Source organism: Streptomyces sp. NPDC094147, assembly GCF_044764265.1.
Taxonomy (GTDB): domain Bacteria; phylum Actinomycetota; class Actinomycetes; order Streptomycetales; family Streptomycetaceae; genus Streptomyces.
This window is the reverse complement of record NZ_JBIWHT010000002.1, coordinates 376,981-396,801: the sequence shown is the minus strand read 5'-3', so window position 1 is coordinate 396,801 and position 19,821 is coordinate 376,981. Positions and strand designations below refer to the sequence as shown.

Genomic DNA, 19,821 nt, shown 5'->3' with positions numbered 1-19,821 from the left:
GGGCGTCGTCACAACGCGATGGACGCAGGGCGGTCACGGCCACGACACCTGGCGCGCGGCATGAACGCAGGATTCCGGGAGGGGAACACTCAATGATCATCTTTGGCACCCGTCGCTATCTCTACCAGCTCGCGATGCTCACGCTGGTGTGCGGCAACTGCGGAAATCCTTCCGCGCACGCGCTGCGCAAGTACGTCACGAAGTTCACGCTGTTCTTCGTCCCGCTGTTCCCCTTCTCCACGAAGTTCCGCACCCAGTGCACCTTCTGCGGCCTTGAGCAGCAGATCACCAAGGAGCAGGCCGACGCTCTGCTCGCACAGTCGGTCGCGCCGCAGCAGGCGTACGGGCAGCAGCCGCAGCCGGGCCAGATGCACGGGCAGAACCCGTACCAGCAGTAGGGGGCGGCGGGCCGCCGCGCGGTAACAACACCGCCTGCTCGTGTACGGCAGGCTGTTACGTATGCGCGGCAAAGCCGCAATGGCGGACATTTAGCGTCGTATGCATGACCACGCCCACCATGCCCCGTACCGCCAGGATCGCGGCCGCTTCCGTGCTCGCCCTCAGCGTCGGCGGCGGGCTGCTGGCCTGCGCCCCGGCCACGGCCGCCAAGGCCCCCGACGTCAGGGTGCAGAACGCCGCCGCCCCGCAGGCCGCCGCCCAGGCCGACCCGCTGCGCGCCTCCGAACCGACCCGGCTCGTCATCCCCTCCGCGGGGGTCGACGCGAGCCCGGTGCTGCGGCTCGGGGTGGACTCGGCGCAGGAGCTGGAGGTCCCGCCGGTCGACCGGGCCGAGCAGGCCGGCTGGTACACGGGCAGCGTCACACCGGGCGAGAAGGGGGCCTCGGTCCTGGTCGCGCACTACGACACGGCGAACGGCCCGGCACTGATGCGCAACGTGAAGGACATGAAGGTCGGCGACGCGATCGAGGTCGGCAGGGCGGACGGCTCGACCGCCGTCTTCAAGATCAGGGAAACTCAGCAGGTGGACAAAAAGGACTTCCCAACGAATAAGGTTTATGGGAAGACCGAGCGCCCCGAGCTCCGCCTCATCACCTGCGGCGGCCCCATCGAGGACGGTCACCGCTCGGCCAACATCATCTTCTATGCAGACCTGGTGAAGGCCCGATAATTCCGGGGCCTCCGGCGAGGATCCGGCGGAAGGTGAAATAGCCTGGGTTCCCGCACGACAGGAGCACCTTGACCCGCCACCGCCGCATCGCACTCACCGCACCCCTGCTGACCGCAGTGGGTGTCCTGGTGCTGTCCGGCTGCGGCGGGGCCGGCCATCTGCAGAGTGCGGGCAGGACACCGACCGCCGTCGGCCCGATACGGCTGTGGCCCGATCTGCCGCCGGCGACGGCGACCCCCAACGACTTCGGCCCGAACGCGGAGCAGGTGCCCGGGATCAAGGTGCCCGGCGGCGACGTCCGCAGACTGGACCCGCTCGCGGTGGTGCAGGCCGAGGTGAAGGCCCACCCCAACACCTACAGCGGCAGCGACGGCCTGTACGAGGAGACCGTCAAGCAGCTCGACGCCTGCAAGCAGAAGCCGGGCAGCTGCCCGCTGCTCCAGCCGTACTACCGGGATCTGACCGGGGACGGCAAGGACGAGCTGATCCTGGGCATCCGGATGCCGGCCCAGCAGCTGGCCGTGCGCTGCTACACGGCGGCCAAGGACGGCGGGCTGATCCGCATCATGGCCACCTCCGAGCAGGCCACCCGCGTAGACGTGGCCGGCCGCGACGTCATCGTGCGCTCGGTGGCGGACGGCATGCCCGGATACGAGTACCGCACCGCGTGGTCCTGGGACGACCACCAGCAGGCGATGCTGCCCACCCGGGACGAGATCGTGCGCACCAAGCCGGGCAAGGGAAACGGCGGCGGCAAGCATCCCGCTCCGTCCGGCGCCGGGCAGTCGGGGCCGTCGCCGAAGAAGAAGCCGCCGACGGCGAGCCCGCCGGCCACTCCCCCGGCGGACGCGCCATGAAGCCGCCCCGCATAGCGCGGCTGCCGCGCATGCCGCTGCCCGCCTGGACGGCGACGCTCACCTGGAAGGCCGCGGTGTTCATCACCGTGATGTGCTGCGCGCTCGCGACGCTGCTCGGCGTCCTGGTGCATGTGTCGGTGACCCGCCAGACCGTCGGCGAGGCCCGCGGCAAGGCGCTCGACAAGCTGAGCGAGGTCACCCGGATGTACGAGGCGGGCGAGCAGCTGCCGCCCGGCGCCGGCATCGACCCGCCCGAGCTGCCCGACTCGCTGCGCGCGCTCGCCGTCTCCGGCAAGCGCGCCACCCTGGTCGACGACGACAAGGGCCGCCCGACGATGTGGGCGGCGGGCCCGGCCGACGGCAAGTCGATCGCCGCCGAGATCGACTACACCCAGAGCGCCCGCACCATCAACGGCCTCGACAAGGCCATCTTCGGCTCGTCCTTCCTGGCCATCGGCGCGACCCTCCTGGTCGGCGTCTTCGCGGTCACCCGGATCACCCGGCGGCTGCACCAGACGGCGACGGTGGCCCGCCGGATCGACGCGGGCGATCTCGACGCCCGGGTCAACGACCCCCGCACCAGGGACCCCTCGCGCCCGCAGGACGAGGTGGCCACGGTGGCCGGCGCCCTGGACACCATGGCCTCCACCCTCCAGGGCAAGCTGCTCAGCGAGCAGCGCTTCACCGCCGATGTGGCGCACGAGCTGCGTACCCCGCTGACCGGTCTGCACGCCGCCGCCGAGCTGCTCCCCGAGGGGCGCCCGGCCGAGCTGGTGCGCGACCGGGTGCAGGCGATGCGCTCGCTCACCGAGGACCTCCTGGAGATCTCCCGGCTCGACGCGGGCAGTGAGCGGGTCGACCTGGATCTCCAGCATCTGGCCCCGGTGGTGGAGCGGGTGGTGCGCGCCTCGGTCGCCTCGGGGACCGCCGAGCAGGACACCACCCTCACGGTGGTGTCGGACGCCTGCGTGGAGACCGACAAGCGCCGCCTGGAACGGGTGATCGGCAATCTGGTCGCCAACGCGCACAAGCACGGCAAGGCCCCGGTCGAGCTCACGGTGCACGGCCCGGTCATCACCGTCCGCGATCATGGTGCGGGCTACCCGGAGTACCTGCTCGACCACGGGCCGCAGCGCTTCCGCACCGACGCCGGGAGCAAGGGGCACGGGCTCGGGCTCACCATCGCGGTGGGGCAGGCGGCCGTGATCGGCGCCCGGCTGACCTTCGCCAACGCCTCGGACGGCGGGGCGGTGGCCCGGCTCGAACTCCCCGAGTACGCCCGCTCCGAGGCACCCGGCACCCCCGAGACCGGGGCGGGCCGGCACCCGGAGTGACGCTTTGCGGTCTCCCAGTGGCGAATTTAATGTGAGGCAGGCGAGTTGAGGGTCGTTCACCAGCGGCCCCGCCCCTTCCAGGAGGCATCCATGTCCCTGCGCTCCCCCCTTGCCGCGCTCGGCCTCGTGCTGGCCGCCGGCGCCGTCGCCACCCTCACCGCGGCCGGCCCCGCCGTCGCCGGGGAGCCCGTCCACCACGAGTTCGAGGGCCGCGTCACCGCCAAGTCCGGCCTGCTCCTGCGCGATCGGCCCACCCGCGGCAGCAGGATCGTCGGCATGGCGCCGTACGGCTCGATCGTGCACATCTTCTGCAAGACCTACGGCGACGAGGTCAACGGGAACGACCGCTGGTATCTGCTCACCGACGGCACCTGGGCCTGGGGCTCCGCGTTCTACATCGACAACATCGGGCCCTCGCCCCGCTGGTGCTGACCGTCAGCCCCCGAGCAGTCTGGACTTCGCGGCCGCGAACTCCTCGGGTGTGAGCAGCCCTTCCCTGGCCATGTCACCCAGCCGGGTCAGCCGGTCCGCGATCTCCGTGCCGCCCGCGGCCACCGGCGCGGGCGGCACGGCAGCGGCACGCGCCTGCCGGTCGGCGGCGTAGGAGGGGCTGTTGGACAGCAGACCGCGCAGCAGCGGCGCACCCTCCGGGCGCGACAGGGGCTGCTCCTCGGGACGGATGGGTCGGACGAACATGGCTCAGGCCTCCGATGCAGCGGTCGAAGGGGCCCCGTCCAGTGCCGCGAGCCCCGCTTTCACCTCGGCGAGCCGCGCCTGCGGGATCCGTACCGAGGCCGCGATGCGGCCGCCCGCCGCGCGGACCGCGTCGGCCGCCTCCGCCGCCCACAGGTGTTCGATCAGGACGAGCAGGGCGCAGTTGCCCCGGTCGAGCAGCCCGGCCGACTCGGCGACGTCCTCGGGGCCGATGAGCCGGGCCGCGTCCCGCCCGCCGAGGAGGCCCTGGAGCTCCTCGTACTCATCCAGTTCGGCGGCCAGCACCTCGCCGCTCGCGGTCTTGGTGATGACCAGCGCGTCGATCAGGCAGACGGCGCCGGACCTGCGCAGGGCGCCGAGCGCGGCGACCGCCTGCGCCCTCAACTGCTCCTCGGGAAAGGCGAGGACGATGAACTCCACGGGCCCCATGGCGCAGGCTCCTCCTTGACGGACCGTCATGCATTCCGTTCGGCACCCTATGACATACACGGACATATGGCCGGTGTCTTGCTACGTTGCCTGCCATGACCGCACCGTCGGCGGCGGACGCCCACCCGCCCGAGCTGCGCCGCCCCAAGCAGCGGGGCGTCGAACTCTCCCTGCTCGTCGGTGCCGTACTCCTCGTGGTGTTCGGCTACGTCGACGTGGGCCTCGCCAAGACCGGCGCCGTGCCGCCGGACGCCGCGCGCTACGGCGCCGGGCTCGGCCTGCTCGCGCTCCTCGCCCACCTCGTGGTCCGCTTCGGCGCCCCGTACGCCGATCCGCTGCTGCTGCCGATCGCGGTGCTGCTCAACGGGCTCGGCCTGGTGCTGATCTACCGGCTCGACCTGGAGACCCCGGGCAGCCGGGCGGCCCCCACCCAGCTGGTCTGGTCGACGCTCGGGTTCGTCCTGTTCATCGCCGTCGTCCTGGTGCTGCGCGACCACCGCGTCCTGCAGCGCTACGCCTACCTCTCGGTGGCCGCCGCGCTGGGACTGATGCTGGTCCCGGTCTTCTTCCCGGCGGTCAACGGCGCCAAGATCTGGATCCGGGTGGCCGGCTTCTCCTTCCAGCCCGCGGAGTTCGCCAAGGTCCTGCTCGTGGTCTTCTTCGCCGCCTACCTCGCGGCCAACCGCAGCGCCCTCGCGTACGCCGGCCGCAAGATCTGGCGGCTCCAGCTGCCCACCGGGCGCGTGCTCGGGCCGATCGTGGCGATCTGGCTGCTGAGCGTGGGCGTCCTGGTCCTCGAACGCGACCTCGGCACCTCGCTGCTGTTCTTCGGCCTCTTCGTGATCATGCTGTACGTGGCGACCGGGCGCATCGGGTGGATCGCGGTGGGGCTGCTGCTCGCGTCGGTCGGCGCGGCGGTGGTCGGCATGCTGGAACCCCATGTGCACAGCCGCGTCACCGACTGGCTGAACCCGTACGCCACCATCGAGGCGGGCCTCGGCCCCAGCCAGCTCGTCCAGTCGCTGTTCGCCTTCGCGGCCGGCGGGATGCTCGGCGCGGGGCTCGGCCTCGGCCACTCCGTCCTGATCGGCTTCGCCGCGAAGTCCGACTTCATCCTGGCCACGGCCGGCGAGGAGCTGGGCCTGGCAGGACTGACCGCGATCTTCCTGCTGTACGCGTTGCTGGTGGCCCGGGGCTACCGGGCCGGGCTCTGGCTGAGCGGCCCGTTCGGGCGGCTGCTCGCGATCGGCCTCGCCTCGATCCTGGCCCTCCAGGTGTTCGTGATCGCGGGCGGCGTGATGGGGCTCATCCCGCTCACCGGCATGGCGATGCCGTTCCTCGCGCAGGGCGGCTCGTCCGTGGTCACCAACTGGATCATCGTGGCGCTGCTCATCCGGATCAGTGACTGGGCCCGGCGCCCGCTGCCCGCGGTCGAACCGGGCGTCATCGCGCGGGAGCGTCCCCCAGTGAACCCGGTGAACCCGGTGAAGGGGGGCGGCAAGTGATCCGATACATCCGGCGGGCGGCCGGCTTCTGCCTCGTACTGCTCGTGGCGCTGCTCGTCAACGCGGCCCGCGTCCAGGTCTTCCAGGCCGACGGGCTCGACGACAACCCGGCCAACCGCCGGGTGGCCATGGCCCGTTACCACCATCCGCGCGGCGCGATCGTGGTCGGCGAGGAGAGCATCACCGGATCGAAGGACACCCGCCAGCCGCTGCGGTACGAGCGGACGTACAAGAACGGCCCGATGTACGCGCCGGTCACCGGGTACTCCTCGCAGACGTACGGCACGACGCTGATCGAGAACGCCGAGGACGCCGTCCTCTCTGGCGCCTCCTCGCTCCTGTCGCCGTTCCCGCTGTGGAACGACCTCACCCGCGGCCGGCACTCCGGCGGGCGGGCCGTCACCACCATCAAGGCGTCGATGCAGAAGGCCGCGTACGACGGTCTGGCCGGCAAGAAGGGCGCGGTGGCGGCGGTCGAGCCCTCGACCGGCAGGATCCTGGCGCTGGTCAGCAGCCCTTCCTACGATCCCGGGGTGCTGTCGGGGACGGGCCGGGCGGTGGCCGGCACCTGGTCGCGGCTCACCAAGGACCCCGACCAGCCCATGCTGAACCGGGCGATCCGGCAGACCTATCCGCCCGGCTCCACCTTCAAGATCGTGACGGCGGCGGCCGCGCTCGACGCGGGGGCGGTCACGGACATCAACGCGCCCACCAACACGCCCGATCCCTATGTGCTGCCGAACTCGAACACCACGCTCCCCAACGAGGCGAGCGGCTGCGAGGACGCCTCCCTCGCGTACGCGGTCACCGTCTCCTGCAACACGGTGATGGCGGGGCTCGGGGTGAAGGTGGGACTTGCCGGAATGCTGGACGCGGTGGGGAGGTTCGGCTTCAACGACACCAGGATCAGGATTCCGTCGGGCGTCGCCAAGTCGAACTTCGACACCCGGATGAGCCCGGACCAGCTGGCGCTCTCCTCCATCGGCCAGTTCGACACGACGGCCACGCCGCTCCAGATGGCGATGGTCTCGGCGGCGGTCGCCAACGGCGGGGACCTCAAGTACCCCTATCTGGTGGACCGTACGACGACCGCGCGGGGCAGGACGGTCGCCACGACCGGTCAGCGGACCTACCGGCGGGCGATGAATCCCTCGACCGCGCTCCAGTTGCAGCAGCTGATGGTGGACGTGGTGAAGAACGGGACCGGCATGAGCGCGGCGATCCCCGGCGCGACGGTGGGCGGCAAGACCGGCACCGCCCAGAACGGCGTCGGCAACATCGGCACCCCGTACGCCTGGTTCATCTCCTGGGCCCGATCCGACGACTCGGGCCGGCCGGCGGTCGCGGTGGCGGTGGTGGTCGAGGACGCGGCGGTGAAGCGCGGCGACGTCAGCGGCGGCGGGGACGCGGCCCCGATCGCGAAGGCGGTCATGGAGGCGGCGCTGGCGCGTGGGCAGTAGGGCACCACTAGGCGTACGGGGGACGGCGGTTGATCGCGGTGAGATCGATACTGATCGGGAAGGGGACCATCAGCTTGAGCTCGTCGTGATGGATGCCCGTCAGGGTGTACTCATCGGTTGCCGGGTCGAGCTCGTACACGTACACCACGGGAATGCCGTCATTCTCTTCGACCCGCCAAAAGTGGGGGATTCCCGCCTTCGCGTACTTCTGGGGCTTGACCTCGCGGTCACGCGCCTCGGAGTCCGCCGAGACCACCTCGATGGCGACGACCACCTCTTCGGCGCGGTACCAAGTCTGACGTGGCCCTCTACGCGCGTCCGCGCGAAACACCAGGACGTCGGGCTCAGGTCGGTTTCGCTTGTCGAGCCTGATGCTCATCTCCCGAATGACGTCCAGGTCATCCGGCGCCAGGGCCAGCAGCGTGAACTCCAGCAGGCGCATGGCGAGCGAATGGAAATTGGTCTGCGGACTCATGAAGACAAGACTCCCGTCGATCAGCTCCGTGTGCGGAGGGAGATTCGGAAGCCGGTCCAGGTCGTCCGCCGTCCAGCCACCCACCGGCGGGCGGACCCACTCGTACTGGTCGTCAAGCCCGTACTGGTCGTCAAGCCCGTACTCGCGTGCGGCGCTCATGATTGCTCCCATGCGGCAGAGTCTGTCTCGCACGATCAGCCTACCCAGCGGCAATCCGAGATTGCCGCACGAAAGAGTGCAAGCCGGTCGCTCCGTTGACACGAAGGCGGCGCGACCGGCGACCGGAGCCGCTCAGACCGCCCCGTCCGCGATCGCCCCCTCCACCTCCGACACCCTCGCCGCCTCCTCCGCCGCGAAGCGTTCGCGGTCCAGTTGGTCGGCGATCTCCTCGTCCTGGGTCATCAGGAGGTCCAGGTTGGAGTCGCCGAGGTCGAAGACGCCCATGTCGACGTACGCCTTCTGCAGGCGCTCGCCCCACAGGCCGATGTCCTTCACGCAGGGGACGATGCGGCTGAAGAGCAGCTTCCTGAACAGGTGCAGGAACTCGCTCTCCTCGCTCAGCTGCTCGGCCTCCTTCTTCGGGATGCCGAAGTTCTCCAGGACCTCCACCCCGCGCAGCCGGTCGCGCATCAGGTAGCAGCCCTCGATGACGAATTCCTCGCGTTCGCGCAGCTCCGCGTCCGACAGTTGCCGGTAGTAGTCGCGCAGCGCCATCCGCCCGAAGGCCACGTGGCGGGCCTCGTCCTGCATGACGTAGGCGAGGATCTGCTTGGGCAGCGGCTTGTCCGTGGTGTCCCTGATCATGCCGAAGGCCGCGAGGGCCAGCCCCTCGATCAGGACCTGCATGCCCAGGTACGGCATGTCCCAGCGCGAGTCGCGCAGGGTGTCGCCGAGCAGCCCCTGGAGGTTGTCGTTGATCGGGTAGAGCATGCCGATCTTCTCGTGCAGGAAGCGGGAGTAGATCTCGGCGTGCCGGGCCTCGTCCATGGTCTGGGTCGCGGAGTAGAACTTGGCGTCCAGGTCGGGGACGGACTCCACGATGCGGGCCGCGCAGATCATCGCGCCCTGCTCACCGTGCAGGAACTGGCTGAACTGCCAGGAGGCGTAGTGCCGGCGCAGATCGCCCTTGTTCTGCTCGGTCATCCTGTCCCAGTACCGGCTGCCGTACAGGGTCATCGCCTCGTCCGGGGTGCCGAGCGCGTCGTACGGGTCGACCTCCAGGTCCCAGTCGATGCGCTTGGCGCCGTCCCACTGCTTGTCCTTGCCCTTCTGGTAGAGGGCGAGCAGCCGGTCGCGCCCGTCGTCGTAGTCCCAGTTGAAGCGGGCGGCGCCGGAGGCCGGCACCTGCCAGGGTTCCTGCGGGCCCTTCACGTACAGGTCGTGCGTCGACACGTGCGGCTCCTTCACGTCGCGGACCGCCGGCGGCTCGACGGGCGGCCCAACTTCTGCACAACGTTGTGCAGTTGGCAGGTTCACATGGTGGTAGACGCCGGGTCAACAAGTCGCGCACAAGGGATTGACGGGCTTGCTGACGCAGAGTCTCATAAGAGGCGACCCCCGGTAACCCAGCCACGAGGTGCCCCTCGCCATGACTACCGTGACCGAACGCGATGCGCTCCGCGACGCACTGGGCCTGCTCAGGGACCGCGAGCAGGTCGCCGAGCGGCTGCTCGAATCGTCCGCCAAGCACTCCTTCGACCCGGACCGGGAACTGGACTGGGACGCCCCCGTCGAGGACGGGAAGTGGTTCTGGCCGCCGGAGCTCGTCTCGCTGTACGACACCCCGCTGTGGCGCAGGATGTCCGAGGAGCAGCGCATGGACCTGGCCCGACACGAGGCCGCCTCGCTCGCCTCGCTCGGCATCTGGTTCGAGATCATCCTGATGCAGCTGCTCGTACGGCACATCTACGACAAGTCGCTCACCAGCAACCACGTCCGGTACGCGCTCACCGAGATCGCGGACGAGTGCCGCCACTCGATGATGTTCGCCCGCATGATCAAGAAGGGCGGCGCACCGTCGTACCCGGTGCCGCGCCTCTACCACAACCTCGCCCGAGTCCTGAAGACCGTCTCCACCACCCCGGGCTCCTTCGCGGCCACCCTGCTCGGCGAGGAGATCCTCGACTGGATGCAGCGCCTGACCTTCCCGGACGAGCGCGTCCAGACCCTGGTGCGCGGCGTGACCCGCATCCACGTGGTCGAGGAGGCGCGCCATGTCCGGTACGCCCGCGAGGAGTTGAGGCGCCAGATGGTCACCGCGCCGTGCTGGGAACGGGAGTTGACCCGGGTCAGCTGCGGCGAGGCGGCCCGCGTCTTCGCCACCTGCTTCGTCAACCCGAAGGTGTACGAGAACGTGGGCCTGGACCGCGGGCAGGCCGTGGCCCAGGTGAAGGCGAGCGGCCACCGCCGCGAGGTCATGCGCAGCGGCGCGGGCCGCCTGACCGAATTCCTGGACGACATAGGCGTACTGAACGGAGTGAGCCGACGGCTCTGGAAGAGCTCGGGACTCCTGGCATAACGGGCCATCGCGGGGATTACGCTGCATCCATGGCCTCCCCCACCACCCCCGCGTACCGCAGGCTCAGCGTCGAGGAGCGCCGCACCCAACTCCTCGGCGCGGCGCTCTCGCTCTTCGCGCACCGGGCGCCGGAGGACGTCTCCCTGGACGACGTGGCCGAGGCGGCCGGGGTGTCGCGGCCGCTGGTCTACCGCTACTTCCCGGGCGGCAAGCAGCAGTTGTACGAGGTGGCGCTGCGTTCGGCCGCCGACGAACTGGAGCTGTGCTTCGCCGAGGTGCAGAGCGGCCCGCTCACCCGGCGCCTGGCCCGTGCCCTGGACCGCTACCTCGCCTTCGTCGACCAGCACGACGCGGGGTTCTCGGCGCTGCTCCAGGGCGGCAGCGTGGCCGAGACGTCCCGCACGACGGCGATCGTGGACGAGGTGCGGCGGGCCGCGGCCGAGCAGATCCTGGTCCACCTCCAGGTGGCGGCGCCGGGCCCGCGGCTGCGGATGATGGTGCGCACCTGGATCGCGGCGGTCGAGGCGGCCTCCCTCATCTGGCTGGACGAGGACAAGCAGCCGCCGCTGCCCGAGCTGCGCGACTGGCTGGTGGACCATCTGGTGGCGCTGCTCACCGCGACGGCCACCACCGACGAGCAGACCGCGGCGGTGGTGAGGGCCGCGCTGGCCCAGGAGTCCGCCGAGGGCGCGGCCGGTGTCCTGGCCCGCCGGGTCATACCCGTCGTGAGCGGGGCCGCGCACCTGCTGTGAGACTTGAGGGGTGCGAAGCGAGAACACCCTCTTTGTGGGCGGCCCCCTCGACGGGCGCGTCCTGCCGGTACTGACCGGCCCGACCGGCAGGCCGCCGCAGTGGTACGAGGTGCCCGTGCCGGACCCGGACGGCGGGCCGGCGACGGTGTACGCCTACCGGCTCGAACCGGCTTCCCACAGCAAGCGGCTCGGGTTGCCGCGCGGCTGGAAGTACACCTACGTGCCCGAGGGCCGCGAGCCGCGCCGCTGGCCGTGGACGCGCAAGGGCGGCGGCGCAAGCCGCCGCACCGGGCTGCCGCCGCACGAGTGAGCCGAATACCCCATTCACCCTTCTCGCGGAGATTGTTGCGATCGCCCGTGCCACGATCCGATGGGGCCGGACCGGCCGTCCCCTGACCGGAGGTGAGCACATGTCAGGTCGCGTGCGCTCGGTGTGCACGGCGGCGGCCGTCGCCACGGCGCTGGTGACGGCGGCGGTGGCCCCGCGGGCGGCGGCCGTGCCGCAGCCGCCCGGCGAGTCCTCCGCCGCGCTGCCCGCGCAGCCGCCCGAGACCTCGACGGCCTCGCTCCTGGTCCGGCTCCAGACGCTGTACCAGCAGACGGAGGAGGCGACCGAGGCGTACAAGACCGCCGATGTCGAGCTGAAGCGGCGCGAGGCCGAGCAGCAGAGGCTGGCGGGTTCGCTGGCCGACGCCCGGACCGCGCTGGCGCGCAGCCGCGGCGCCGCCGGGCAGCTGGCCCGCGCGCAGTACCAGGGCCGCGGCGAACTCTCCACGTACGTACGGATGTTGCTGGCCCGCGATCCGCAGAGTGCGCTCGACCAGCGCCGACTGCTCGACCGCGCCGCCCGCGAACGCCAGGCCTCGGTGGCCCGCCTCACCCGCGGCGAGCGGCAGGCCACCGAGCTCGCGGAGGCCTCGCGCAAGGCGCTGGAGGAGCAGCAGGCGCTGGCGAGGCGGCAGCAACAGGCGAAGGAGGACGTCGAGCTCCGCCTCAAGGCGGTGGAGCAGTTGCTCGCCGGCCTCACCCTCGACCAGCTGGCCGAGCTCGCCCGGCTGGAGCGGCAGGGCACGGCCAAGGCGCAGCAGAGCCTGCTCGCCTCGGGTGCGCTGAGCGGCCGGCGGGCGCCGTCGTCCGAGGGCGACCGGGCGCTCACGTACGCCGTCGACCAGATCGGCAAGCCGTACGTGTGGGGCGCCGAGGGCCCCGAGTCCTACGACTGCTCGGGGCTCACCTCACAGGCGTGGGCGCACGCGGGCCGCTCGATCCCGCGCACCAGCCAGGAGCAGTGGGCCGAACTGCCGCGCGTCCCGCTGACCTCGCTGCGCCCCGGCGACCTGGTGATCTACTTCCCCAAGGCCACCCATGTGGCGATGTACCTGGGCGACGGTCTTGTGGTGCAGGCCCCCCGCCCCGGCACCCGCGTCAAGGTCTCCCCGATCGCCGCGAACCCCCTCCTCGGCGCGGTCCGCCCGGACCCGGCGGCGGCCCCGCTGTCCTGGTACCGGCCCCCGAGGCTCCCGGAGGCCGCGGCGGAGGGAGCGGACGCGGGCTACTCGGCGGAGTCCGGGCCCAAGGAGGACTAGGCGCCCGCTACCTCGGCGAGGTAGGCGCCCGCCTTCTCCGGGTCGAAGAAGAAGTTCTCGAAGTCCGCCGGGTTGTCGAAGCCGTTGGCGAACCGGTCGGCCACGGGCGGGAGTTGACCCGCCGCGCCGATCAGGTTCAGGACGTGCTCCGGGGGGACGCCGAGCATCGCGTTGGTCCACTTCACCACGTGCTGGGCGGTGTCCCAGTACCGGTCGAAGGCGGCCCGCATCCACGCCTCGTCGAACTCCGCGTCACCGTGCTCCACGATCGAGGAGAGGTACGAAGCGGCGCACTTGGCGGCCGAGTTGGAGCCCTGGCCGGTGATCGGGTCGTTGGCGACGACCACGTCGGCGACGCCGAGCACCAGTCCGCCGCCGGGCAGCCGGCCGATCGGGTTGCGGACCGTCGGAGCGTAGCGGCCCGCCAACGTGCCGCCCGCGTCGGTGAGTTCGACCTCGGTGGCCCGCGCGTACTCCCAGGGCGTGAACTTCTCCATCAATTCCAGCGTGAGCGCCAGGTGCTCTCCGGGATCCTTCACGCCGTTGAACACGTCGACGGGGCCGCCGGGGACGCCCTCCCAGAACAGGATGTCCGCGCGGCCCGAGGTGGTCAGGGTCGGCATGACGAAGAGCTCGCCCACCCCCGGGACCAGATTGCAGCGGACCGCGTCCATCTCGGGGTGCTCGGGGCGGGGGCCGAGCCCGTGGACGTAGGAGACGGCGAGCGCGCGCTGCGGCTCGGCGTACGGGGAGCGGGAGGCGTCGCGGCCGAACATCGAGACGAGCTCGCCCTTGCCCGCGGAGACCAGGACCAGGTCGTAGGTGCGGGCGAAGAAGTCGAGGTCGGAGACGGCCGCGCCGTGGATGACCAGCTGGCCGCCGCGCTGGGCGAAGGCCTCCATCCAGCCGGCCATCTTGACCCGCTGGTCGACGGACTGCGCGATGCCGTCGAGCTTCCCCACCCAGTCGACGGCACGGGAGGAGTCGGGCGCGGCGACCGAGACGCCGAGGCCCTCGATGCGCGGGGCCTGGGACTCCCAGAAGTTCACCGCGAGGTCGCGCTCGTGCTGGAGCGCGGTGTGGAACATGCACTGCGTGGACATGACCCGGCCGGACCGGATCTCGTCCGCCGTGCGGTTGGACATCAGGGTGACCTCGTACCCCTGCGCCTGGAGTCCGAGGGCCAGCTGAAGACCGGACTGACCGGCGCCGACTATGAGTATTCTCCGCATGCGGGTCCGTTCTCCGTGGGTGCGTAGCGAGCGTGGGGGGGCTATTCGGGGCAGGCTTCCAGGGCGTGGCCCACCAGGCCGAGCAGGGACTCGATCACCGTGGTCCGGTTGCGCGCGTCCATGATCAGCACCGGGATGCGCGGCGGCACGGTGAGCGCCTCGCGCACGTCGTCGGCCTCGAAGGACTCGGTGCCCTCGAAGTGGTTGACGGCCACGATGTACGGAAGTCCGCAGCTCTCGAAGTAGTCGAGCGCGGGGAAGCAGTCCGACAGGCGCCGGGTGTCGGCGAGCACGACCGCACCGATCGCGCCGCGCACGATGTCGTCCCACATGAACCAGAACCGCTGCTGCCCCGGCGTGCCGAACACGTACAGGACGAGGTCGTCGTCCAGGGTGATGCGGCCGAAGTCCATGGCGACCGTGGTGGTCAGCTTCTCCGGGGTCGCCGTCAGGTCGTCGGTGGCCTCGCTGGCCCGGGTCATCACCGCCTCGGTCTGGAGCGGGGTGATCTCGGAGACCGAGGAGACGAAGGTGGTCTTGCCCACGCCGAAGCCGCCCGCGACCACGACCTTCGTCGCGATGGGGGCCCGGCTGCGGTCCTGCTGCCAGGGGAGCAACTCCTCGTCGGGACCGAGGAGTTCAGAGGCGGCGGCGGAGTCCACTCAGCACCCTTTCGAGCAGTGCGCGGTCGGGCTGTCCCGAGCTGTGCCCGGTCCCGTACACACGGATCCTTCCCTGGTCGGCCAGGTCGCTGAGCAGCACACGCACCACGCCGAGCGGCATCTTCAGGAGCGCGGAGATCTCGGCGACCGTGCGCATGGCGCGGCAGATCTCCACGATGGCCAGCATCTCCGGCATGATCCGCGCCTGGCTGCCGCCGAGTTCCTTGCGCTCGGGGGGCGCCTCGATCGCCGCGACGAACGTCTCCACCAGGAGGACGTGGCCGAAGCGGGTGCGGCCGCCGGTGAGCGAGTACGGGCGGACGCGGGCGGGCTTGCGGTCCGCTCCGCGCACCGGGAGCCTCGCGGGTTTCGCGGCGGGCGGGGTCACTGGGCGGCCTCCATCGACTGGCGCAGCTCGCTGCGGACTTCGGGGGTCAGAACGTGTCCGGCGCGGCCCACGAAGAGCGCCATGTGGTACGCGACCACGCTCATGTCGCAGTCCGGGGTGGCGTGCACGCCGAGCAGCGAGCCGTCGCTGATGGCCATGACGAAGACGCTGCCCTCCTCCATCGTGACCATCGTCTGCTTGACGTTGCCGCCGTCCATGAGCCGGGCGGCCCCGACGGTCAGGCTGCCGATGCCGGAAACGATGGTGGCGAGGTCGGCGCTGGAGCCGCGCGGGCCCGTGCGGCTGACGGTGACCTGCCGCTGCTCCGGGTCGGAGGAGAGCAGCAGCAGCCCGTCCGACGAGACGACCGCTACGGAGATGAGCCCTGGCACCTCCTCGACCAGGTTCCCGAGCAGCCACTGCAGATTGCGGGCCTCGGTGCTCGCTCCGATCGTGCCGGTGCCAGACGTGCCGCTACCGGCCCTGCCGGTACCGGTGCCGGTCGCACTCATCTGCGTACCTCCTCGACTGTCTCCCCCGTGTCTGCCTGCTGTTGCGTCTCTTCGATTTCCGCCGCCACGTCGCGGCGGCCTTCCTTCGCGCCCTGCTGGAAACCGCCGAGCCTGCGCCGCAGCGCCTCGGCGGCGTCGGTGCCGCCCTTGCGCTCCTGCGACGTTGCGGGCCCGGCCTGCACCACTTTGGGGGTCCGCTTGGGCAGCCCCTTGTCCGTGACCCGCTGCTCGGGCGGCTCGGGCTCGGCCGGGCGAGGGTCGGGAAGCCGCATCTCGAACGTCGGCTCGTCGACGGGGACCGCTTCGGACTCGGCGGGCTCGGCGGGCTCGGCGGGTTCGGCGGGCTCCGCAGGGGCGGGCCTCGCCACCTCCCCGGACCGTTCCGTACGCTCCGGCAGCACATTGGAGTTGGCCTCGGCGAGCGCGCCCGGCAGCGTGAACCGGGGCGCGCCGCCCGGCACGGTCATCGTGTGCGGCAGGGCCGTCGGCGGCGCGACCGGCAGGATCGGCTCGGGCAGCACCACGACCGCCGCGACGCCGCCCTGCTTCTGCTCGCGCAGTTCGATGCGCACGCCGTGCCTGCGCGCGAGCAGCGCCGAGACGTGCAGACCGAGGCCGCCCGCCTCGGTGCCGGGCTCGCCGGGTTCGTACGAGGACGGGTCGATGAGCCGCCGGTTCAGCTCGGCGCGCCGCTCCGGGGGCACCCCTATGCCCTCGTCCTGGACCGAGAGCATGATCTCGCCGCCCTCCAACTGCCAGCCGGAGAGCGTCACTTGGGCCTCGGGCGGCGAGAAGGAGGTGGCGTTCTCAAGGAGCTCGGCGACCAGGTGGCTCAGGTCGTCGGCGGCGAAACCGGCGACCTGGGCGTGCGGCGGCAGGGCCTGGATGGCGACGCGCTCGTACCGTTCGATCTCGCTGACCGCGGCCCGCATCACGTCGACCAGCGGCACCGGGCCCGGGTGGTTGTGGTGGTGCTCGGTGCCGGCCAGGACCAGGAGGTTCTCGCCGTGGCGGCGGATGACCGTGGCCATGTGGTCGAGCTTGAAGAGGACGGCGAGCTGGTCCGGGTCCTCCTCGCGCTCCTCCAGGGTCTCGATGACGGCGAGCTGGCGCTCGATCAGGCCGAGGCTGCGCAGCGCGAGATTGACGAAGGCGTGCTTGACGGTGCCCTGGGACCGCTCCAGCTCGGCAGCCAACTCCCGCACCTGGCCGAGGAGTTCGCCCTTCTCGGCGGCGAGGCGGGACTGGCGGCCGCGCTGCCGGGCGAGATCCTGGTCCAGCTCGGCGGCCCGCGCGTGCTGGTCGAGGAGCTTGCGGTGCAGCTCGTTGAGGGACCGTACGACCTGGGCGAACTCGTCGTTGCGACCGGTGAAGCGCACCGGCTCTGCGGTCTCGGGGGCTTCGGACGCCTCGGCGAGCCGGGCCGAGCCGAGCCGCAGCACGGCGAGCGGGCGGGTCAGGCTGCGGGCGGTGGCCGAGGAGACCCCGATGGCGAGCAGCAGCAGCGCGCCGATCAGGCCGATCCGGATCTCCAGGGCGGTCACGTCGTCGTCCCGCAGCTGCTCGAACCGCTTGGCCTCGGAGGTGGCGAGGGCCGCCTCGGCGCCGCGCATCCGGTCGATCCTCGCGGAGAGCGCGGCGCCGACCGCGACCGGGTCGGACTTCCGCTCGGCGGGGGTGAGCTGGGGCTGGTCGGTGAGGCGGGTGAGAAATCCGTCGGCGGCGTCCACCTCGGGCCCGGCGACGGTGCTGGCGACCTTGTCGCGGGCGTCCGCGCCGGCGGCCTGGTCGAAGTCGGCCAGCGCGGACTGCTCGCGCACGTGCGCCTGCTGGGCGGCGGCGCTCAGCCCGTCCCGCCCCCGGCCCGCGTCGCCGCCCTCCTTCTCCTTCTGTACGTACTTGCCGGTGACCGGGTCGTACACCTTGACGGTCGGCGCGGACGGCACCGAGAGCGCGCCGAGCAGCAGCCCCCGGGTGGCCGAGGCCTGCTCGACGGCCCGTCCGAGCGCGCCCGGCGCCCGGACGGCCCGGGCGGCGCGCGGGGGCGTGCGGTCGGCGAGCTCGTCGGCGATGGAGAGCAGCTTGGCGATGACGTCGGAGTACGCCTGCTGCGCCTCCAGGGCCGAGCCCTTGCCGGTCAGCGCGGTGCGGCGGACGGCCGGCACGGTGGCGAGATCGCGCGCGAGGCCGGCGGGCGCGGTGGCGCGGATCTCGTCGATCTGGCGGTCGACGCGGGCCGCGGGTTCCTTGAGCGCCCCGTCCTTGCCGCTCGCCCGGCCGCCCGCGACGTACTGCGTGACGCCGTCCCGCTCGTCACCGAGCGCGTGGGCGAGGCTGACCGCCTGCTGGTTGAGCTGGGCGAGGGTGACCAGGTGCTGGGAGTCCGTGAGGTCCGCGGAGGCCGTGACGAGGGCGGGCGCACCGGCTCCGAGCACCGTGAGGGAGACAACGGCGACGGAGACGACCAGGCGGCTCCGCACCCGTGCGGTGCGTTCTGCGCGTGTGCCGTCGCTGCCCCGAGGCCGCTTGTTCTGCACCGGTGCTCTCAATCTTCACTCGTGTTCGCCAGTCCACCAAGGAAGCCAAGGTGACGACTGGTCATGACGAGTAGTCACTGCTCGGCCACCTGAACGAGTCAACATCACTCGGGAGTTGACCATCAACTCCCGCGGAATGCGCGGCCCCGCTCGTGCGCGACGCCGGTTGGAACTTCCGCGCGGCCTTTGGCAGGATGCCCGCCCACAGCTCGGCGGAGCAGCGGATTCCACCCGAAATCCCGCAGTTCGCCCGCTGGTACAGGCCAATTGACGGGACGTTCGCCACGCGGCGGCGGCCATGGAGACCCGGTGAAGGCGTCGTGCAGACTGGCCGGCATGCGCATGGAGCTCGCCACCACCTCCGGAGACCCCGCCCGCCCCAATGAGGACTGGGCCGCCACCGCACTGCCCGCGTCCGGCCTGGGCGGTCTGCTCGTCGTCCTCGACGGCGTGACGCCGCCGCCCGGCAATGGCGACTGTGTGCACGACGTGCCCTGGTTCACCGCCCGGCTCGGCGGCGCTTTGACCGAACTGTCGGCTTCGCGGCGGGATATGACGCTGACCGAAATCTTGGCCGAGTCCATTCGACGCACCGCCGACGCGCACAGCGACACCTGTGACCTTTCTCACCCGCGCACGCCTCAGGCAACGGTGGTGCTGGCGCGTTGGGACGCGGCCGAGCTGGAGTACCTCGTCCTGTCGGACTCGGCGCTGCTCCTCGAATCCCCCGGGGGCACGGTGCGGGCCGTCCTCGACGACCGCATCGACCGGCTGCCCCCGGCGTCGCTGGCCACCGAGGCGGTGGCCGACGCGCTGGTCCGCAACAAGGAGGGCGGCTTCTTCACGGCGGCCGCGGACCCGTCGGTGGCCGCCCGCGCGGTGACCGGCCGCGAGCCGCTCGCCTCGGTGCGTACGGTCCTCGCCCTCACCGACGGGGCGACCCGCTGGGTCGAGAAGTTCCGCGAGGGTTCCTGGGCGGACTGCGTGGCGCTGGTCCGCAAGGCGGGGGCACAGGGGCTGATCGAGCGGGTGCGGGAGCTGGAATCGGCGGACGTGGAGCGGGTGTTCGTGAGGGGCGGGAAGCGGCACGACGACGCGACGGTGGTGGTGGCGGAGCCGTAGGGGGCTCCGCCCGGCCTGTTCCCCGCCCCCGGCGGTCAGCTTTCCGCCGCCGCGTTCAGCTGGCGGAGCAGGCGGGCCAGTTCGGAGATCTCGGCCCGGTCCCAGCCCGCCAGCTTGCGGACGTACCGCTCGCGCCGCGCGTCGCGCACCCGCCCGAACCGCGCCTCGCCCTCCTGCGTGATGCGGACCAGGGACGCCCGCCCGTCCGCCGGGTCGGGCTCGCGGGCGACGAGCCCGAGGTCCTCCAGGGCATGGAGCTGGCGGCTCATCGTCGCCTTGCCGACACCGAAGTACCCGGCGAGCTCGGTCGCACGCTGCGGCCCCGCCTCGTCGAGGCGTACGAGCAGGCCGTACGCCGCCGGCTCCAGCTCGGGGTGAACCTCGCGGGCCATCTCGCCGGACGAGGCCCTGGCCCGCCGCAGAAAGACCGCCAGCTCGCGTTCGAGCGCGAGGAACTCCTGGTCCGGACCGTGCACATCGGCTCCCATCCCGTGGTGTGTCGTGACGGCACAGTATTTCCCAGCCCGCTGTGCACCGGGCACGCCCGTCGGCCGGTACCTTCCGGCCGGGTCTCGGTATCCGCGGCGCGGCCGGGCATGACGACCGGGC

The 19,821-nt window shown here is 71.6% G+C and carries 22 protein-coding genes; 12 read left to right on the top strand and 10 right to left on the bottom strand.

The window, feature by feature from the left end:
- The first annotated feature begins 92 nt into the window (after positions 1 to 92).
- The 5 genes from ACIQ8J_RS07270 to ACIQ8J_RS07250 all read left to right on the top strand — a co-directional run bounded on the left by ACIQ8J_RS07270 (position 93) and on the right by ACIQ8J_RS07250 (position 3,752).
- Positions 93 to 398, top strand: coding sequence for a zinc-ribbon domain-containing protein (locus tag ACIQ8J_RS07270; RefSeq protein WP_403266673.1), 306 nt, complete (start codon positions 93 to 95; stop codon positions 396 to 398).
- A gap of 104 nt (positions 399 to 502) precedes the next feature.
- Complete coding sequence (locus ACIQ8J_RS07265) at positions 503 to 1,129, top strand: class F sortase (RefSeq protein ID WP_403266675.1); 627 nt, start codon at positions 503 to 505, stop codon at positions 1,127 to 1,129.
- A 68-nt stretch (positions 1,130 to 1,197) separates the two neighbouring features.
- Positions 1,198 to 1,986 carry a hypothetical protein gene (locus tag ACIQ8J_RS07260; protein WP_403266678.1) on the top strand — a complete coding sequence of 263 codons (789 nt, stop codon included), beginning with the start codon at positions 1,198 to 1,200 and terminating at the stop codon, positions 1,984 to 1,986.
- Complete coding sequence (locus ACIQ8J_RS07255) at positions 1,983 to 3,320, top strand: ATP-binding protein (RefSeq protein ID WP_403266681.1); 1,338 nt, start codon at positions 1,983 to 1,985, stop codon at positions 3,318 to 3,320. The genes ACIQ8J_RS07260 and ACIQ8J_RS07255 overlap by 4 nt, the downstream gene beginning before the upstream one ends.
- A gap of 90 nt (positions 3,321 to 3,410) precedes the next feature.
- Entirely contained in the window at positions 3,411 to 3,752 is a 342-nt protein-coding gene (locus ACIQ8J_RS07250) for an SH3 domain-containing protein (RefSeq protein WP_403266684.1), read from the top strand.
- Positions 3,753 to 3,755: 3 nt separating this feature from the next.
- On the opposite strand, the gene ACIQ8J_RS07245 is transcribed toward ACIQ8J_RS07250, so the two are convergent.
- The gene (locus ACIQ8J_RS07245) at positions 3,756 to 4,016 is read right to left on the bottom strand and encodes an SHOCT domain-containing protein (protein WP_403266687.1); all 261 of its coding nucleotides are present in this window, start codon (positions 4,014 to 4,016) and stop codon (positions 3,756 to 3,758) included.
- A 3-nt stretch (positions 4,017 to 4,019) separates the two neighbouring features.
- Positions 4,020 to 4,463 carry a DUF6325 family protein gene (locus ACIQ8J_RS07240; RefSeq protein WP_403266690.1) on the bottom strand — a complete coding sequence of 148 codons (444 nt, stop codon included), beginning with the start codon at positions 4,461 to 4,463 and terminating at the stop codon, positions 4,020 to 4,022.
- Positions 4,464 to 4,558: 95 nt separating this feature from the next.
- Between ACIQ8J_RS07240 and ACIQ8J_RS07235 the strand changes: the two genes are divergently transcribed.
- Entirely contained in the window at positions 4,559 to 5,968 is a 1,410-nt protein-coding gene (locus tag ACIQ8J_RS07235) for an FtsW/RodA/SpoVE family cell cycle protein (RefSeq protein WP_403266693.1), read from the top strand.
- Positions 5,965 to 7,428: a penicillin-binding transpeptidase domain-containing protein gene (locus ACIQ8J_RS07230; protein WP_403266696.1), complete on the top strand. Its 1,464-nt coding sequence runs from the start codon at positions 5,965 to 5,967 to the stop codon at positions 7,426 to 7,428. Before ACIQ8J_RS07235 ends, ACIQ8J_RS07230 begins: the two co-directional genes overlap by 4 nt.
- A gap of 7 nt (positions 7,429 to 7,435) precedes the next feature.
- Here ACIQ8J_RS07230 and ACIQ8J_RS07225 read toward each other — a convergent pair whose 3' ends face one another.
- On the bottom strand, positions 7,436 to 8,062 hold the full coding sequence (locus ACIQ8J_RS07225; protein WP_403266699.1) for a Uma2 family endonuclease: 627 nt from the start codon (positions 8,060 to 8,062) through the stop codon (positions 7,436 to 7,438).
- Positions 8,063 to 8,194: 132 nt separating this feature from the next.
- Complete coding sequence (locus tag ACIQ8J_RS07220) at positions 8,195 to 9,295, bottom strand: ferritin-like domain-containing protein (RefSeq protein WP_403266702.1); 1,101 nt, start codon at positions 9,293 to 9,295, stop codon at positions 8,195 to 8,197.
- Between the two features lie 196 nt (positions 9,296 to 9,491).
- On the opposite strand from ACIQ8J_RS07220, the gene ACIQ8J_RS07215 reads away from it, so the two are divergent.
- From ACIQ8J_RS07215 to ACIQ8J_RS07200, 4 genes are all read left to right on the top strand, one after another.
- Complete coding sequence (locus ACIQ8J_RS07215; protein ID WP_403266705.1) at positions 9,492 to 10,421, top strand: diiron oxygenase; 930 nt, start codon at positions 9,492 to 9,494, stop codon at positions 10,419 to 10,421.
- 29 nt (positions 10,422 to 10,450) lie between these two features.
- Positions 10,451 to 11,173 carry a TetR/AcrR family transcriptional regulator gene (locus ACIQ8J_RS07210; protein ID WP_403266708.1) on the top strand — a complete coding sequence of 241 codons (723 nt, stop codon included), beginning with the start codon at positions 10,451 to 10,453 and terminating at the stop codon, positions 11,171 to 11,173.
- Positions 11,174 to 11,183: 10 nt separating this feature from the next.
- Positions 11,184 to 11,483, top strand: coding sequence for a hypothetical protein (locus ACIQ8J_RS07205; protein WP_403266711.1), 300 nt, complete (start codon positions 11,184 to 11,186; stop codon positions 11,481 to 11,483).
- A 100-nt stretch (positions 11,484 to 11,583) separates the two neighbouring features.
- On the top strand, positions 11,584 to 12,759 hold the full coding sequence (locus ACIQ8J_RS07200) for a C40 family peptidase (RefSeq protein WP_403266714.1): 1,176 nt from the start codon (positions 11,584 to 11,586) through the stop codon (positions 12,757 to 12,759).
- Here ACIQ8J_RS07200 and ACIQ8J_RS07195 read toward each other — a convergent pair.
- The 5 genes from ACIQ8J_RS07195 to ACIQ8J_RS07175 are packed head-to-tail and all read right to left on the bottom strand — an operon-like array spanning position 12,756 to position 18,090.
- On the bottom strand, positions 12,756 to 13,991 hold the full coding sequence (locus ACIQ8J_RS07195) for a styrene monooxygenase/indole monooxygenase family protein (protein WP_403266717.1): 1,236 nt from the start codon (positions 13,989 to 13,991) through the stop codon (positions 12,756 to 12,758). The genes ACIQ8J_RS07200 and ACIQ8J_RS07195 overlap by 4 nt on opposite strands.
- 41 nt (positions 13,992 to 14,032) lie before the next feature.
- Positions 14,033 to 14,653 (bottom strand): GTP-binding protein, encoded by a 621-nt coding sequence (locus ACIQ8J_RS07190; protein ID WP_403266720.1) that lies wholly within the window; start codon positions 14,651 to 14,653, stop codon positions 14,033 to 14,035.
- Positions 14,631 to 15,041, bottom strand: coding sequence for a DUF742 domain-containing protein (locus ACIQ8J_RS07185; protein ID WP_403266723.1), 411 nt, complete (start codon positions 15,039 to 15,041; stop codon positions 14,631 to 14,633). The genes ACIQ8J_RS07190 and ACIQ8J_RS07185 overlap by 23 nt, the downstream gene beginning before the upstream one ends.
- Entirely contained in the window at positions 15,038 to 15,553 is a 516-nt protein-coding gene (locus ACIQ8J_RS07180) for a roadblock/LC7 domain-containing protein (RefSeq protein WP_403266726.1), read from the bottom strand. The genes ACIQ8J_RS07185 and ACIQ8J_RS07180 overlap by 4 nt, the downstream gene beginning before the upstream one ends.
- Positions 15,550 to 18,090 carry a nitrate- and nitrite sensing domain-containing protein gene (locus tag ACIQ8J_RS07175; protein ID WP_403266729.1) on the bottom strand — a complete coding sequence of 847 codons (2,541 nt, stop codon included), beginning with the start codon at positions 18,088 to 18,090 and terminating at the stop codon, positions 15,550 to 15,552. The genes ACIQ8J_RS07180 and ACIQ8J_RS07175 overlap by 4 nt, the downstream gene beginning before the upstream one ends.
- A 336-nt stretch (positions 18,091 to 18,426) precedes the next feature.
- Between ACIQ8J_RS07175 and ACIQ8J_RS07170 the strand changes: the two genes are divergently transcribed.
- Positions 18,427 to 19,212, top strand: coding sequence for a hypothetical protein (locus ACIQ8J_RS07170; protein ID WP_403266732.1), 786 nt, complete (start codon positions 18,427 to 18,429; stop codon positions 19,210 to 19,212).
- Between the two features lie 35 nt (positions 19,213 to 19,247).
- Here ACIQ8J_RS07170 and ACIQ8J_RS07165 read toward each other — a convergent pair whose 3' ends face one another.
- Positions 19,248 to 19,700, bottom strand: a complete 453-nt coding sequence (locus ACIQ8J_RS07165) for a MarR family winged helix-turn-helix transcriptional regulator (protein ID WP_403266735.1) — start codon at positions 19,698 to 19,700, stop codon at positions 19,248 to 19,250.
- Positions 19,701 to 19,821: the final 121 nt, after the last annotated feature.

Coding starts and splice junctions, on each gene's coding strand:
- ACIQ8J_RS07270 (WP_403266673.1), top strand. CDS start 93: ATGATCATCTTTGGCACCCGTCGCTATCTCTACCAGCTCGCGATGCTC.
- ACIQ8J_RS07265 (WP_403266675.1), top strand. CDS start 503: ATGACCACGCCCACCATGCCCCGTACCGCCAGGATCGCGGCCGCTTCC.
- ACIQ8J_RS07255 (WP_403266681.1), top strand. CDS start 1,983: ATGAAGCCGCCCCGCATAGCGCGGCTGCCGCGCATGCCGCTGCCCGCC.
- ACIQ8J_RS07250 (WP_403266684.1), top strand. CDS start 3,411: ATGTCCCTGCGCTCCCCCCTTGCCGCGCTCGGCCTCGTGCTGGCCGCC.
- ACIQ8J_RS07245 (WP_403266687.1), bottom strand. CDS start 4,016: ATGTTCGTCCGACCCATCCGTCCCGAGGAGCAGCCCCTGTCGCGCCCG.
- ACIQ8J_RS07240 (WP_403266690.1), bottom strand. CDS start 4,463: ATGGGGCCCGTGGAGTTCATCGTCCTCGCCTTTCCCGAGGAGCAGTTG.
- ACIQ8J_RS07235 (WP_403266693.1), top strand. CDS start 4,559: ATGACCGCACCGTCGGCGGCGGACGCCCACCCGCCCGAGCTGCGCCGC.
- ACIQ8J_RS07225 (WP_403266699.1), bottom strand. CDS start 8,062: ATGAGCGCCGCACGCGAGTACGGGCTTGACGACCAGTACGGGCTTGAC.
- ACIQ8J_RS07215 (WP_403266705.1), top strand. CDS start 9,492: ATGACTACCGTGACCGAACGCGATGCGCTCCGCGACGCACTGGGCCTG.
- ACIQ8J_RS07210 (WP_403266708.1), top strand. CDS start 10,451: ATGGCCTCCCCCACCACCCCCGCGTACCGCAGGCTCAGCGTCGAGGAG.
- ACIQ8J_RS07200 (WP_403266714.1), top strand. CDS start 11,584: ATGTCAGGTCGCGTGCGCTCGGTGTGCACGGCGGCGGCCGTCGCCACG.
- ACIQ8J_RS07195 (WP_403266717.1), bottom strand. CDS start 13,991: ATGCGGAGAATACTCATAGTCGGCGCCGGTCAGTCCGGTCTTCAGCTG.
- ACIQ8J_RS07180 (WP_403266726.1), bottom strand. CDS start 15,553: ATGAGTGCGACCGGCACCGGTACCGGCAGGGCCGGTAGCGGCACGTCT.
- ACIQ8J_RS07170 (WP_403266732.1), top strand. CDS start 18,427: ATGCGCATGGAGCTCGCCACCACCTCCGGAGACCCCGCCCGCCCCAAT.
- ACIQ8J_RS07165 (WP_403266735.1), bottom strand. CDS start 19,700: ATGGGAGCCGATGTGCACGGTCCGGACCAGGAGTTCCTCGCGCTCGAA.